This window comes from Reinekea blandensis MED297, from assembly GCF_000153185.1.
GTDB classification, from domain to species: Bacteria; Pseudomonadota; Gammaproteobacteria; order Pseudomonadales; family Natronospirillaceae; genus Reinekea; species Reinekea blandensis.
The window spans coordinates 516,961-532,309 of the sequence record NZ_CH724151.1 but is presented as its reverse complement, the minus strand read 5'-3'; the positions used below and the strand labels follow the sequence as shown (position 1 = coordinate 532,309).

At 53.0% G+C, this 15,349-nt stretch carries 13 protein-coding genes; 8 read left to right on the top strand and 5 right to left on the bottom strand.

What is annotated here, in order from left to right; translation table 11 throughout:
- Positions 1-178: 178 nt before the first annotated feature.
- Both smrA and MED297_RS10945 read left to right on the top strand, forming a co-directional pair.
- The gene (gene smrA / locus MED297_RS10950) at positions 179-766 is read left to right on the top strand and encodes a DNA endonuclease SmrA (RefSeq protein WP_008044895.1); all 588 of its coding nucleotides are present in this window, start codon (positions 179-181) and stop codon (positions 764-766) included.
- Positions 763-1,302 carry a phosphatase PAP2 family protein gene (locus MED297_RS10945; protein WP_008044892.1) on the top strand — a complete coding sequence of 180 codons (540 nt, stop codon included), beginning with the start codon at positions 763-765 and terminating at the stop codon, positions 1,300-1,302. Before smrA ends, MED297_RS10945 begins: the two co-directional genes overlap by 4 nt.
- Here MED297_RS10945 and MED297_RS10940 read toward each other — a convergent pair.
- Positions 1,299-3,269: a PAS domain-containing hybrid sensor histidine kinase/response regulator gene (locus tag MED297_RS10940; protein ID WP_008044890.1), complete on the bottom strand. Its 1,971-nt coding sequence runs from the start codon at positions 3,267-3,269 to the stop codon at positions 1,299-1,301. The genes MED297_RS10945 and MED297_RS10940 overlap by 4 nt on opposite strands.
- A 351-nt stretch (positions 3,270-3,620) precedes the next feature.
- Here MED297_RS10940 and MED297_RS10935 point away from each other — a divergent pair, with 351 nt between their 5' ends.
- The 4 genes from MED297_RS10935 (at position 3,621) to MED297_RS10920 (ending at position 10,196) form a co-directional block, all read left to right on the top strand.
- A complete protein-coding gene (locus MED297_RS10935; RefSeq protein ID WP_008044887.1) occupies positions 3,621-5,891 on the top strand; it encodes a DUF1631 family protein in 2,271 nt (756 codons plus the stop codon).
- 180 nt (positions 5,892-6,071) lie between these two features.
- Positions 6,072-6,437, top strand: a complete 366-nt coding sequence (locus MED297_RS10930) for a hypothetical protein (RefSeq protein WP_008044881.1) — start codon at positions 6,072-6,074, stop codon at positions 6,435-6,437.
- Positions 6,438-9,443: an FG-GAP-like repeat-containing protein gene (locus MED297_RS10925; RefSeq protein WP_008044880.1), complete on the top strand. Its 3,006-nt coding sequence runs from the start codon at positions 6,438-6,440 to the stop codon at positions 9,441-9,443.
- A gap of 9 nt (positions 9,444-9,452) precedes the next feature.
- On the top strand, positions 9,453-10,196 hold the full coding sequence (locus tag MED297_RS10920; RefSeq protein WP_008044879.1) for a hypothetical protein: 744 nt from the start codon (positions 9,453-9,455) through the stop codon (positions 10,194-10,196).
- A 113-nt stretch (positions 10,197-10,309) separates the two neighbouring features.
- Here the strand turns inward: MED297_RS10920 and typA are convergent, their stop codons facing one another.
- On the bottom strand, positions 10,310-12,127 hold the full coding sequence (gene typA / locus MED297_RS10915) for a translational GTPase TypA (protein ID WP_008044878.1): 1,818 nt from the start codon (positions 12,125-12,127) through the stop codon (positions 10,310-10,312).
- 95 nt (positions 12,128-12,222) lie between these two features.
- Positions 12,223-12,771 (bottom strand): MarR family winged helix-turn-helix transcriptional regulator, encoded by a 549-nt coding sequence (locus MED297_RS10910; protein WP_008044877.1) that lies wholly within the window; start codon positions 12,769-12,771, stop codon positions 12,223-12,225.
- A 92-nt stretch (positions 12,772-12,863) separates the two neighbouring features.
- Here MED297_RS10910 and MED297_RS10905 point away from each other — a divergent pair, with 92 nt between their 5' ends.
- Together MED297_RS10905 and MED297_RS10900 are read left to right on the top strand one after the other, a co-directional pair.
- Positions 12,864-13,328, top strand: coding sequence for a DMT family transporter (locus MED297_RS10905; RefSeq protein WP_008044876.1), 465 nt, complete (start codon positions 12,864-12,866; stop codon positions 13,326-13,328).
- Positions 13,325-13,750 carry a DMT family transporter gene (locus MED297_RS10900; RefSeq protein WP_008044873.1) on the top strand — a complete coding sequence of 142 codons (426 nt, stop codon included), beginning with the start codon at positions 13,325-13,327 and terminating at the stop codon, positions 13,748-13,750. Before MED297_RS10905 ends, MED297_RS10900 begins: the two co-directional genes overlap by 4 nt.
- Before the next feature lie 28 nt (positions 13,751-13,778).
- Here MED297_RS10900 and MED297_RS21305 read toward each other — a convergent pair whose 3' ends face one another.
- Positions 13,779-14,126 (bottom strand): rhodanese-like domain-containing protein, encoded by a 348-nt coding sequence (locus MED297_RS21305; protein WP_008044872.1) that lies wholly within the window; start codon positions 14,124-14,126, stop codon positions 13,779-13,781.
- A gap of 93 nt (positions 14,127-14,219) precedes the next feature.
- Positions 14,220-14,822, bottom strand: a complete 603-nt coding sequence (locus MED297_RS10890; protein ID WP_008044871.1) for a hypothetical protein — start codon at positions 14,820-14,822, stop codon at positions 14,220-14,222.
- Positions 14,823-15,349: the final 527 nt, after the last annotated feature.

Here is a 15,349-nt window from a genome sequence, read left to right as displayed (position 1 = left end):
TACCGCACGTTTACACCCTGTTCAGGATACTGCTGATGGCTTCGGATCGCCAGTCTGGTGCCGGGTATTGGCTTTCGTGTCCGGGATTGCGGATGCGTCTGTGGACACCTTAACTTATAATGACCGGCTGCGCCTGACCGCTTCATCTGTTATCCGGGCGCTGATGTGCAGAGGCCCTATGATTGACGATGATGACTTCAAAGCCTTTCAGGAAGAGATGAAAGGCGTTAAACCGTTGAAAACCAAGAAAAAGGTTGAAGTGGTTAAAGACAAGGTACCAGAACCATCGCTGATCCATCGTCGCCAGATGGCGGTCACCGTTGAATCGGGCCATGACAATCACCTGACTGAAGAGATCATCGATCTGGTGCATCCACTGGATGTACTCGATTATCGTACTGACGGGGTTTCCCTGGGTGTCTATCGCAACTTGAAACGCGGTCAGTACCCCATTGATGCTCGCCTCGACCTGCATCGGAAAAAAATGGTTGAAGCCCGGCGTGAAGTCTTCCAGTTCATTAAGGATTGCCAAAAGTACGATGTCCGCAGCGCGATCATTCTTCATGGCAAGGGCGAACTCAGCGAACCAAAAGCGTTTCTGAAAAGCTGTGTGAACACCTGGTTGAAACAGATCCCGGAAGTGTTAGCGTTTCATACCGCGCAAAAACATCATGGTGGTGTTGGCGCCCTGTACGTTCTGATTAAAAAGAGCGAGCGCAAAAAGCAGGAAAACAAAATAAAATACAACAAAGGACGCGTAGAATGACTTCAGGGATGTTTCGGCAGGGCATGGTCATAACATTGCTTGCTATAGCGACAGCGTGGGCGGATACCGATGAGTTTATTGAGCGAGCCGGTGACGTGTTACAGGTGGCACTGCCATTAACCGCACTGACGGCGACCTACACACTCGACGATCCGGAAGGACGAACTCAGTTGCTGTTGGCTTATGGCTCAACAATGGGCCTGACCTACTTGGGTAAGTACACCATCGGTAAAGAGCGTCCCGACGGTTCAGATAACCTGTCATTCCCGAGCGGGCATACCAGCTCAGCGTTTTCCGGAGCTTCGTTTCTGGCTCGACGCTATGGTTGGGATGTTGGCTTGCCGGCTTACCTGGCGGCAAGCTTTACCGGCTACAGTCGGGTGCATGCGAATCGCCACGACGAATGGGATGTCTTGGCGGGCGCCGCTTTAGCCATCGGCATTAACCATTGGCTGGTATCGCCTCAGGCAAACAGCACAGTGTCGGTGTTAACGACCGATCAGGGTCTGGTGATCGGCTATCAACACACCTTTTAATGCAGTGACTCCTGCTGACTGAAATGCTCACCCAACATGGTTTGAATCGCATCTAAGCGAATGGGCTTTCGTAAAAAACCACGCATACCCGCCGCCTGTGCCTGCTGTTTGAAGAACTCTTCGGTGTGGGCCGACAAGGCAATCACAAGATGATCTTTCTTTTGCAGAATGGCCCGGGTGGCGCTTGGGCCGTCCATGCCGGGCATTTCGTAATCCATTAAAATCAAATCAAAGTCGTCGGCCAAAGCGGTTTCGACGGCTTTAGCGCCACTGTCTACTGCGACGGCATGAATACCGAGACGCTTAAGTAAACCGACGAGCACAATCAGATTGCTCTGGTTGTCATCCACACACAAGACGCGGACATGGCTGTAATCCGGCGTGACCTCTTGGGATTCCGTTTCCGATTGCCAGAGTTCAGGTTCCCAGATCTGGTTCAGGAAGTGCGGTTTGGCAATAAAGGAGTCGACTGAATCGGGTAATGACTGGCCGCTGATGTCAGTTTCAAAATCGATGAGTGTAGCGGTGAGGTGCGGGGCTGTGCGTTTTACATCGTCGATGAGTTCGGCACCGTTGCGTTCAACAAACCCCTGGTCAACGACAAGATGATCAAAGGTTTGGGATGACATTGCCGAATGCATTTGCGTAAATGATGTCACCAGCTCGACCGGTGGTGCACAGGGGTCTTCAGTCCACAGATGTGCAAGCGCCTCCTGCTGTGAACACAACAGGTAGCGCTGGTTTGGCTGGTTGACTGCTCGGCTGCTTTGTTGAACTGGAATGTCGAAAAAGAAGGTCGCCCCATGCCCGCTGCGGCTGCGTATCCAGACATCCCCGCCCCAGAGTTCGACAATTTCGCGAACAATCGCAAGCCCCAGCCCTGTCCCGCCGGAGGAACGCGAAGCGCTTTGATCGACCTGATTGAACCGTTCAAAAAGTGAGGCTTGTGCTTCCTCGGCTATGCCGACGCCAGAATCTTCAACGCTGAACCGCAGCCGGTCCTTTTGTTCCGTGCATTCGACACGCACCAGGATGTGGCCCTGATCCGTAAACTTGAACGCGTTACTGATCAGGTTCATCAATACTTGCTGCAGGCGGGAGGAGTCGCCCTGAATCTGGATAGGCACCGCGGCATCGACGCGCCCGGTTAACAGGATGTTTTTGCGGTTGCTGATCTGCGTATACACCGACAAGCATTGGTGAAGCACTTGGCGAACCGGAAAGGGTTTCTTTTCCAACGACAGCTTACCAGCCTCTATTTTACTGACATCCAGTATGTCATCGATAATCCGCATCAGAACGTTACTGCTGTTCCTCAGCGTCGCCAGATAACGCTTCTGGGTTTGGTTTGGATCTTCGTGTTGCAGCAGTTCGATCATGCCGATGATGGCGTTCATGGGGGTCCGGATTTCGTGGCTCATATTGGCCAGAAACGTCGCTTTGGCTTCCATGGCTTGCCGCGCTCGGGCTTCAGAGTCTTTGAGTTTTTGCTCGGCCCGGATCTGACCGGTGATGTTGAAGTGAAAGCCGGTAATTTCTAACGGATCGCCCTGGTCGTTGCGGACGACAAACCCCGTACCTTTGATCCACCGGATCTCCCCGCCAGGCAAAAGTATTCGATAAACATGGGTGAATAATTGCCCTTTGCCGTTCAGGGCATTGAAAATTTCAGAGAGTGCTTTTTCCCGATCCAGTGGATGAATAAGACGTTCCCAGGTACCCGGCGGGATGATTTGACCTTGACCGGCCAGGCCGAACATCTTCAATGAGTTTTCATCCCAATAGGTTTCGTTGCTTCGGGTTGAGTAAAAGAACGTACCGGCGCTGGCGGCCTGAATGGCCTTTTGCAGAAGCCCGTTCTGGGTTGTCTGATTGACCAGGGCTTTGTTCACTGAAATCAGGCGAATGACCACGGCCAGCAACAGCAGTGACAGAACAATCAGCGTGACCAGTAAGAGGTTATTCATCAGTAAACATCCGTGTTACCCGTGTCAGGAGTTATAATTGATGTCGCCATTCTGGCAAGGTGTGCCATGGTTTGAGTGCACAACCTGTGACCTATCATTCAGCAAAATGATCATTTTTGCCAGCATCATCGTCACAATGGATAGTTAAAACACCGTCATCTTGTCGTCAGATTCCCTGCCTTTTGGTTAAGTTACCTGAAAAAGTGTCAATAAAAATTCTATCACCGTTAATCAGGTGTCGAAAAGTTTGACGCCGTTAGCATTCTGGAGATCCCGTTGCCTAAAAAACTGCGAAACGGCAGGCAAAAACGCTAAACTGAGGTCCGTTTCACTACTTATTTGGGTTGCTCTATGAGTACCGCCACCGTCACCGAATTATCCAAGCACCGGACTGTCCGCCGACATCCGGACGGCCGCCGTCTGAGCGCGTTGAGCGAACGATACGAAGACGCGGTGCCGGCTCTGCTTGATCGTTTTTTCAGCGCGGCGGACGATTTCCTGTTCAAACAGGCTGAAAAAAACACGGTTGACTCAACTGACTACTTTGAGCAGCTGCGGGTACTGCGCCGTCGTAAAGTGGAGGTGCGCGCCGGCATTTTGAGTGACCTGTCGGACTGGTTGCAAAGCGGTGCTCAGCAACTTAAAGACGATGAAGCCGAAGCGGCCTATTCTTCGTCAGACGAACTGACATTGATGGACGATTCCGCATTGGAGCGGACGCTGGCCGTCGACAGTTTCATGAACCGGACCTTAGAACGTTCGGGCGATCAATGGTTGGCATTCCATGAACGCATGATGGCGCTGACCTGTGAGAAGTCCCTGCGCGATAAAGAGACGCCGTTTAATCCGGGCGCACTCGGACAGCTGGTGTTGCGCCGACTGGATACCATGGGCATGCCGTTTAAGACGGTGTTGATGCTGTTTCGTCTGTTTGATGATCTGGCGATCTCCCAACTGGAAGCGTTTTATAAAAACTCCAATACCTGGTTGATTGAAGAAGGCATTCTGCCAAACCTGCGCCTGATTCAATCGGCTTCAACCTCTTCTTCACCGGTCAATGCGCAGACGATTGCCCAGATCAGTGCGTCGTTGGCTGGGTTCCAACCATCCTCTGGTGGCTTTGCACCGGGCCCGGGTTCTCAGGGTCAATACTTCGCCGGGTCAGGCGGTGGTTTTTCCGGTGGCCAGAGCGTGGGTGGCGGTCAGGGTGGCTTCTCCGGCTCAGGGTCGGCAGGATATCCGCAGTCCGGAGGCAATGCCAATGGCGTGATGATTGATCCTGCCATCTGGCAACAGATGCTGCAGTCGATGTCGACGTTCCAGGCACAGCCTGCGCCCGCGCCGCAGCAGATGGACGATTTGAAACAATGGACGTCGCATCAGGCACAGTCCATCAGCAAACAGGCTGAAGGCACGCTGGAAGCGGGTACCGTATCGCTGGTCGCGATGTTATTCGAGTACATACTCGATGATGAACATCTGAGCGCGCACATGAAGCAGCTACTCGCGCGGTTGCAGATACCTGTTATTAAAGTCGCAATCATCGATAAAACCTTTTTCACCGACACCGACCACAGCGCACGGCTGTTGTTGAACCGGATGGCGCGTGCTGCCACCGGTTGGAAACCGGACGCCAACATCGAAAATGATGCGTTGTTGGATGGTATGGAAAAAATTGTCAGCGAGCTCAATCATGACTTTGATGATGATCTGACGATCTTTGATCGGTTGCTGGATGAGTTTTCCGAGCTGCTGACCACCTATGAGCAGCAACAGGGTGCGGCCGTTGATCAGGTACGTGAAGTCGAAGAGCAGGAATATCAGACACATCAACAACAGGATCGTGCCCGCATCTTTATGGACCGGCTCTTGGATGGCGTGACCGATTTGCCAGACACCGTGCATAAGTTGCTCGATAAGCATTGGTACCGGCTGATGAAAAACATTTTTGATCAGCAGGGTGAAAGCAAAGCCTGGCAAACCAGTGCCCGTATTGCCCGAGAACTGATCTGGTCGCTGCAGCCCAGCATTCAGGTGACGCACCCATCCCGTTTCGAAAAGGTGGTGCCTAAATTGCTTCAAGGCTTCGAGCAGGGGCTGAAATCTGCGAACTTAAGTGACAGCACCATTCGACTGGTTCTGGATGACATCCAAAATCATCATCGGTTATATGAAGGCGATATCAACGAGTCGGTTTGGGACGCTCAGGAAAAGCTGGATCGCTTTGAGCAACAGTCGGAACTGGCAGAAGCCGTTGTTGAAGATCCATTGCCACTGCCCGTCGATGAACCGGTGGTTCAGCTTAAAAACGCTGACCTCAGTTATTACCTTGATCAGGTCGAGTCGATGACCGAAGGACTTTGGTTCGATATTGAACAGTCCGATGGTTCCTTCGAGCGCGGTCAGTTAACGATGATTATTGGTACGGGTAGCAAGTATGTATTTACCGACTACCAGGGTAACAAAGTTGCCGAACGTTCAGCCATTGGTTTGGCGATGGCCATGCGCAATGATCAGTTCATTCCGATTGCCGAAGACCCTCTGTTTGACCGGATGATCGATACGCTGGTTGACGAACTTGGCGGTGATCCATCCAAGCAAGCGACGGTTACCCGTCACTGATAGCCGGGCCACCCGTTTTACGCGGGTTTGGCCCCTTTTTAATGGCAGTGTTTTCTGCTCCCGGTGTCGAAACCTCGGCACTTTCCCCAAATATGTGTTCATTTGTCAGTTGGACGCACGGACTCTTAAAAACGTTATAGGCTTCGGCAAATCGTCTGGCGCTGGTCACGGAGTGAACGTTTGAAAATTCTGTTGTCATTACTTTCCTTAAGCTCGCTGCTCATGGTTGGTTGGGTGCTGGCACAGCTGGCACCGGGTTCGACATTGTCGGTACCAGCTGAAACTGCGCACGCTCACGACGAGATGGCGTCGGTCGAAACGGCGATACAACACTCGCTGCAGGCAGCGACCGTGACCGCTCCATCGTCACAACTGCCGGATGCGCATCAAGCCGATATTCAAGCTCTGAGTTCACGCGACAATGACGATCTGGTGATTGATCAGGTACGTCCGGGCGTGTTTAAAGCCGACCTGACGGGCGTGCATCAGGTTGTTCCCGTTGCCACGCTGAATGCGGACGGCAGTGTCACCATAACCGAGTATTAAATGATGATGACGAAACCGCTTTTAGTGACGTCGATGTTGGCGTCCGCCATGATCAGCGCACAACTGTCTGCCGCTTCGATCGAAGTAACCGGCCAAGGGTCGACCTTCGTTATTAATCTGAATCAGGGGTTTGATGACCCAGCGCATGGCGCGGACCGACAGTCGGTTTTTACTGCGGCAGCGCAGTTCTGGGCAGACATCGTTGTCAGCCCGGTTAAGATCGAAGTGGATGCGGCTTTCGGCAGTCTTTTTTGTACCAGTAGCAGTGCAACCCTGGGTTCGGCCGGGCCGCTGAGCAGTTGGTACTATTCAACGGGTGCGGAAGCGTATGGACTGGAAAACAACACCTTTTATCCGGTCGCCCTGTTTAACGCCCGTACCGGCGCGGATAACGATCCGGGGGCGGACATCACGGCCAGCTTCAATGGCGATCTTGATGACAACGCCAATTGCCTGAATGGCATAAACTGGTACTACGGACTGGATCATAACCCACCGGGTTCCGACATCGATTTTTATGAAGTGGTTTTGCACGAGCTCGGGCATGGGCTGGGGGTCGTATCTCTCGTCGACGCTTTTGGCTCGGAACCCGGCGGACTGGATGATGCCTTTTCACGTTGGCTGAAAGATAAAAGCACCGGAGAGCTCTGGTCCGGTATGACCAATGCCGAACGACTGTTTTCGATGACTGATACCGGAGACCTCGTATGGAGTGGGCCGGAAGTGACCGCATTAGCGTCTGAGTTAACCAATGGGGTAAATGGTGGCGAAGTGCAGATGTATGCGCCGAACCCTTATGAAGGCGGCTCCTCCGTGTCGCATTTTGACACCGCCTTAACCCCCAATGAACTGATGGAACCGCAACACACCGGCGATGCCAGCTATGACCATACGGTCGCGCTGTTGCAGGATATCGGTTGGTCGATCGTTGAAAACGTCATACCTGAGATCACCGGTCAGCAAACGCTGACGATGGCGGAAGACAGTTCACTGCTGTTAACCGTCAATGATTTCACGGTGACGGACAGCGACAATATCTTTCCGGACGAATTCACTCTGACGGTTCTGTCCGGTAATAACTACAGCGTCAGTGGTAACCGGGTCATTCCTGATGCCGACTTCAATGGTGAGCTGTCGGTAGACGTTCAGGTAAATGATGGTCTGGCTGACAGTACCGCGTTTACCGCCAGTGTGTCGGTGTCTGCGGTCAATGATGCCCCGGTGCTGACCGGCGTTACTCCAGTCTCAAACGTCACGCTGCCAGGCAGTTATGAGTTTACGTTTACCGCAAGTGATGTTGAGAATGATAGCCTGAGTTTCAGCCTGACCTCGGATCACAGTTGGTTGTCGATCACATCGAACGGAGTCTTATCCGGTACGCCCGGGGCTGCGGATCTGGGCACGGAAGACGTGACGGTTACCGTCAGCGATGGCGCGCTGACAGACAGCCTGATCTACCCACTCACGGTCCAGGATGCCCAATCAGCAAACTTATCCGTCAGTATCAGTTCCATGCGCCCCCTGTTGGCGTTGAATGAACTCACGACACTGACATTGACGGTGACCAACGAAGGTCCGGCAGTCCAGGCCAGTGGGACCATCACGTTAGTGCTGCCGGTCGGTTTGGCCATGTCGACCTGGTCTTCTGGTTGTAGTCAGGTCACCAGTCAGACACTGACCTGTTCGGTAACCGATTTGACCGGATCGGAAACGTTCTCTGTCACCGTGTTCAGTGCGCAATCGGTGACCGGTGATGTGCAGGTCACGGTGGCGGGTGATCAGACCGATCCGACACCCGTTGACGATACGGAACAATTGACGTTGATCGTGTCAGATGCCATTTCTAATCCGACCGCCGATCTCAGCTTTACGTTCGAAAACGATGTCCTGGGTGCGAGTACTGAGCCTGCTTTACGCGCCAATGGTATCGCCTTTGTTGAGCTGGTCACGACGGGCGATCATTTGCAGAAGCGGTTGGATACGGCGTCTAAAACGGAATCGACAGTACGGACCCTGCCCAACAGCGATACCAGTTTTTCAGCGGCGAACGTTGATCTGGATGCTGACGGTTTGCGCGATCTGTTGTTTGCTCAGCAAGATGGCGTCGATGTTTACCGAGATGGTGGCACCAGCGCGCAACGGTTCAGTGGACCGGATCTGCAGGATATGCTGGTTGCCGATCTCAATCAGGACGACTATCCGGATATTGTGTTGGCGCGTGACGGTGCCAATGAGGTTTACCTCAATGATCAGTCCGGTGGTTTCGTTCTGCAACAAAGCATCGGAACGTCGGACAGTCGGGCGCTGGCCTTGATGGATGCCAATGGCGATGGTTGGCCGGATCTGGTGGTGGCGAACTATGAACAGGTCGATGAGTTGTTTTTGAATCTTGGCAACGGTTCAGTCAGTGATGTTTTTGCAAACGTCGCAACCGACATCGGGTCGGCCACCAGTCGCAGCCGCACGTTATCCATTGCGGACTTGGATGGTGATGGTCTTGCCACCGACATTCTGGTTGGCCGGGATGGAACGGCTCAGAACCCGAGCATTGAATGGTTCCAGATGGAAAACGATCAGGTCGTATCTCAGCAATCCTTGCCGGCAGGGGATGTGATTTCCCTGGCGACGGCAGATCGGGATGGCGATGGTCGGGAAGAGGTGTTGTTTCTGAATCGTCAGGGTGTGGTTCAGCTATGGCATTTAGAAAACTCGGCACTGGCGTTGTTAGACATTTTTGAGCAATCCGGTGCGACCTCTGTCCTGTTCGCACCGTTGGATGCCGATTCGCATGCCGATCTGCTGATAACAGCCAAAGCGGGTCATCCTTCGGTGGTTTATCTGAGTCCGGCGGCGGAGGTGACGCTTGTGGAAGAAACCTTGGAACCGGTTATTCCGGAGCCTGAACCTGAATCACCCAGTCGTTCATCCGGGGTAAATTCCGGGACTTTTGGCAGTTTCAGTCTGGCATTGTGCGGGCTACTATTGGTTGCATTCCGACGACGTTGAGTTTGCAGCATGACCCGAAACCATGGATGGGTAATCCTTTGCTTAACCCTGTTGCTGACGGCTTGTGCCAGTCAGTCCCGTTATGATGTTGATCTGAGCATGTCTGAGCTCAGTGATGCGATTGTTGAGGCCGAAGGTGAGCCTGTAGAGGTGGACGCCGATGTCCACTTCTCTCCGTTCGTATCCAGTGGTGTCTGGTTTACCGGGCAGGGGACATCCGACCTGGATGGGTTTGCCAATAATCGTGTGCTCTTCTCTTATCGGCAGACGCTGGATCTGGATTACGGCGCTTATCGGGCCGGTCCTGGGATTGAAATGTCATTTACCGGCAGCGACGACGTCTATCAGTTCCGCGGTGCACTCTTTTTTCAGTCAGCCGCGTTTCGTGATGGGGTTGTCGAAGGCTATAACAGTCCGGCGCTGGTCGGCGTCGATCTGGGCGTACAAGCCGTTTATGACCAGGACCCGATTGAGTTCTTTGCCGGGGTGCAGGGTACCGCCGCCGCGCTGGTGTATGAGTTCGACTCGCCCGTTAAGATAGGCTACGAAACCTTTGATGGCGATAACCTGAGCATATTCGGGCTGGGCATCCCGTTGGGTATGCATGTCATGCTGGGGCCATTCTCGTTAGAAGCTGTTTATACACCTACGGTTTACCTTCATGCGTCGGAAACCACAATCGGCGCGACGAATGATTTGATTACCTGGTCGACGCATGCACCGCTGTCGTTTGGCTTTGGGTTGAACTGGTAGTTATTCACCTGTGTCCATCGCGTTAAATCGATGAGCTACTGATTTCAGGATGGGTCAGGTAGCACAAAAAAGGCTCGCCGTGGCGAGCCTTTTTGATGTTCGGGATAAGCCGATTACTTGCCGCGACCGGCACGTTTACGTTCGTTTTCGGTCAGCAGTTTCTTACGCAAACGAATGCTTTCCGGCGTTACTTCCACCAGTTCGTCGTCTTCGATGAACTCCAGAGCCTGTTCCAGCGTATGGCGTACCGGCGGTGTCAGTGTCAACGCTTCATCGGTACCTGCAGCACGGACGTTAGTCAGCTGCTTGCCTTTAGTCGGGTTAACCGCCAGGTCATTCGCACGAGAGTGCAGACCAATGATCTGACCTTCGTAAATGTCTTCTCCGTGACCGAGGAACAGACGTCCGCGATCCTGCAACGTATACAGGGCGTAAGACAGCGTCTTGCCTTTCACCATGGAAACCAGCACACCGTTCTGGCGGCTGACGACGTCGCCTTGTTTCACCGGACCGTAATGATCAAAAATGCTCGTCATGATGCCTGAGCCGCTGGTCAGGGTCAGGAACAGACCACGGAAACCGATCAGACCGCGCGAAGGCGCCAGGAATTCCAACTTAACCCGGCCTTTGCCGTCGGGTTCCATGTTGGTCATCTCAGCTTTACGCAGGCCCAGTTCTTCCATCACCGCACCCTGGTGTTGATCTTCAACATCGATCACCACCTGCTCGAACGGTTCATGGATCTGACCATCAACTTCGCGCTGAATCACTTCCGGACGGGACACTCCCAGTTCGAAGCCTTCACGGCGCATGGTTTCGATCAGTACTGACAAGTGCAGTTCACCCCGACCGGAGACACGGAACTTATCAGGAGAGTCACCAGGTTCAACACGCAGAGCGACGTTGTGGATCAGTTCCTGCTCCAGACGTTCTTTGATGTTACGCGAGGTGATGAACTTGCCTTCTTTACCGGCAAACGGGGAATCGTTGACCTGGAAAGTCATGCTCACCGTAGGTTCATCAACAGACAGCGGTGTCAGTGCTTCGACCGCCTGTGGATTACACAGTGTGTCAGAAATTTTCAGCTGATCGATACCGGTAATACAGACGATGTCACCGGCGCTGGCGCTGGACACTTCAACGCGTTCCAGACCGTGATAGCCCATCACCTGCAGAACTTTTTTGTTCTTCCGTACCGACTCGTCGGCACTGATGATAGAAATCTGATCGTTTGGCTTTACGCTGCCGCGGGTAATGCGGCCAACACCGATGACACCCACATAGGAGTTGTAGTCCAGAGCCGAAATCTGCATCTGGAACGGACCATCGACATCAACGTCTGGCGCCGGAACCACTTCTGTAATCATTTCAAACAGCGGATTCATGTCGTCTGCCATGTTGTCCGGATCAAGACCGGCAATACCGTTCAGTGCCGAGGCGTAGATGACCGGGAAGTCGAGCTGCTCATCAGTCGCACCAAGGCGGTCGAACAGGTCGAACACCTGATCCATCACCCAGTCCGGACGCGCACCCGGGCGGTCAATTTTATTGATGACCACAATCGGTTTCAGGCCACGGGCAAAGGCTTTCGAAGTCACAAAGCGTGTTTGTGGCATCGGGCCGTCAACCGCGTCAACCAGCAACAGAACTGAGTCCACCATCGACAGTACACGTTCCACTTCACCACCGAAGTCGGCGTGTCCGGGGGTGTCAACGATGTTAATGCGGTAGTCCTGCCACTTAATGGCGGTGTTCTTCGCCAGAATGGTAATGCCACGCTCTTTTTCCTGGTCGTTGGAGTCCATGATGCGCTCGGCATCCTGGTCTTTGCGTCCTAACGTCCCGGATTGCTGAAGCAGCTTGTCAACCAAGGTGGTTTTACCATGGTCAACGTGGGCAATGATGGCGATGTTCCGCAAGTTTTCGATCACTGGTCTGGTTCCGATTGATAGTAAGGGCGCGGATTATACCTGCCTTGGATGAAAATGATACAAAATGACCCGTCTGAACGCTGAAAGACTCGGGCTTAAAGCCCGTGAGTGCGGTCGCTGAGCTGGTTCCCGAGGATTGGTGCATTCGAGTGAATGTCTTCGAACACTGCTAATAACTGGCGCAGAGCCTCATCCAGCCGAAGTCGGGTGTCCTCCGGTAAGGCTTTTAGAATCGTTTCCATGTTGGTGACATGCGCAGGCAAGGCTTCATCAATGCGGGCCAAGCCGCTTTCTGTCAGCCGAACCCGCTTTTGCCGGGCATCGTCCGGACTGCTTTCGCGGATGATCCAACCTTTGCCCTCCAGCGTTTTCAGCCGGTGGGTCATGGTTCCGGAGGTCACCATGAGTGCGGAGAAGAGGGCGGTCGGCGTCAGCGAATAGGGCTCACCGGTACGTCTCAGTGTCGCCAGAACGTCGAACTCCCACGAGGTCAGATCAAATTGCGAAAAGACAGCGTCCAGAAGCGGTTGATACAGAACCGAACAACGCTTCAGACGCCCCAGCGTGACCATCGCGTCGGTGGATAAGTCGGGTTTTTCGCGCTGCCACTGGGCAGCAATAAGGTCGACGGCATCAGAGGGCATGGCACAGGCTCCAGGATAAAAGGGCATTTTATCTTGATTTCAAGATAAGTCACGCCGATAATATCTTGAATTCAAGATAAATGAGGTGGGCCATGAGCCGTTGGATACCGATCTTGCTCGCTTTGGCCGGTGGCGCCGTCCTGGCATTGATGATCGGGCTGAACAGTCAGTTATATCTGTACATCAGTCCGCTGGCGTCATCGTGGGTGGCTCATGGCACTGGCGCTATTGCAGCGTTAGCGATGCTTTTACTGTTAAAGCGTCAGCGACCACTACCGAAATCCGACGCTATCGCCGTACCCTGGTGGGCGTACCTCGGAGGGGTCAGTGGCGCCTTGTTGGTGATTCTGGCGGTAATTACGGTGAACAGCTTTCTCGGCATTACGGGCACGCTCGTGCTGTCGATTGTCGGGCAGGTGTCGTTTGGCCTGTTCAGCGATCAGTTCGGTTGGTTTGGGTTGTCAAAGCATCCGGTGAGCCGGGCTCGGCTAATGGCGGTGGTGCCCATACTTTGCGGGTCCGGCCTGATCGTTGTGGCGAAAGGAGCCCTGGCATGATGATTGTTTTTGCGCTGTTGAATGGCGTTTTTGTAGCCCTGGCTCGTGCTCTGAATGGACGCTTAGCGGCGCAGAAGGATGCGCTGTACGCTTCCTGGATCAACCATCTGGTGGGCTTTGCGGCACTGTCGTGTTTACTGGTGCTCAGTGGATGGCCATCGGGTCTGACGGACGTTCCTCCGGTGTTGCTGTTTGGGGGTGTCATCGGCGCACTTTATGTCAGCCTGAACAGTTATATCGTGCCCAAGCTTGGCGTGACCATCGCAACCTTGTTGGTCATCGCCGGTCAGATGGTCATGAGTGTGTTACTGGATCTGTGGCTGGGCAAGCTCCCATGGGTGCTGAACCTGCCGATGGTTCTGTTAATAGTCGGTTGCGGACTGTTGGTGTTTGGCTTTTATCGCCTGTTAAAAGTCCGCTGAACCGACTCGTATTTTTTTGTGGGGCTTATTACCGGGCTGCGTCTATTGCTGCCTGGGCTTCCTGCAAGCCACCCAGGTTCACGACATTTTCGTACCCCATGTCGTTCAGAACGCTTTTTGCGATACCTGCGCGGTTGCCGCTGCGGCAGTAAAGAATGATGGGCGTGGACTTATCTGGCGCAACGCTGGCAATGGTCTGATCAATGGTGTCGTGGGGCATCACAATGGCGTCGGCAACATGGCCGGATTCAAATTCCATGACCGAACGGGTATCGATGATGACCCCGTCTTCGAGCCACACGGACAGGTCTGGTTCGGCCTGGGTGCAGGCAGCAAAAATAAACAGACTGGCGATCACCAGAAAGAAGCGATTCATAACGAGAGTCTCCCGACAGTTAAGTATTCTTGGTGAACTTTAGCGAACCGCGCGCCGGCCAGCCAGCACGCATGTCAAAAGGTTATCAATGACTTAGCAGTCTGCCCAGGTGATGCCATCGGAAGTGCATTGAATGGTTTGGCTGCCATCGGCGTTAAAGTCGGTACGCTTGGCGCCGTCGTCATGACTTTGTATCCAAGTTTTTTTAACACCGGTCCCGATGCTTCGGGATTTAAACCAGAAATCCGCCTCAGAGTGAATTGTTTCGGCCGTTTGATCAAAGCCATAAGGCAGGGTTTGCGCGTAATCGATCAAAAGTTGTGGTTCCAGATCCTTATAGATCGGTTTCAGATCGACCCAATCTTCCAGTGCACCAAATTCTCCGTTGTTGCGATAAAAAGCCAGCTGACTGAAATAACGGGTTGAGCCCTGAGTGTTCGACACAAAGATATAGCGCATGTGCGATTTTTGCGTGAACTGTTCGGCTTTGCAGTCCTGTCGGTTGCTGACTTGCTCGCTGATCAGGTTGACGAGCTCATACTTTGTCCCACCTTCGGTGATGGAGACAAACTCCTTGATATCGCAAAGATAGCCATCACCGCGAGCCTCCGGTTCAACGGTGGCTCGATAACTTAAGCCGGAACATCCGGTCAGTGTCAGCAGCGACAGTGCGATCGGCAATGCGAGGTGTTTCATTCTCAGTCCTTAGATTTATTGTTTGAATATTGCTGGAAAGTTACCAGCATTTCAGTGCTGCCAACAGGTTTTTTAGACCGGTGTTTGACCTGCGTTCTGTTTTTTTTGATTCCCTGAGAAACGTTCAATGTTGACCTAATAACTGGGGCCGATATCTGGCGATCTTCTATGATCAACGATTAGCCATCAGCTTAAGGTTTTGATGATCCGCGTATAACAGTAATTGCAAGCATCATTATTCAGAATGTCGATCAGGTTTTAAAAACAGAACACATATGTGTCCGTCTCTCTTTGAGGTGAGTGTTTTTTGACGCTCGCCGATTTTCTCTTTTTCTACTGTCAAGCAAATGGCGTCGGCGTGGACTCTTTACTGGTTCAGACTCAAAAACTGGCCGTGAATAAAGTGAAATGTGTCCACTTATTCTGCGTTATTGATACACGTCATCTTTTCCCACCCATCCATTCTTAGTATCCCGCTCATCAACACAGGTTGGCGTGATCTGCACGCGATCAGGCAGTCATCGGTT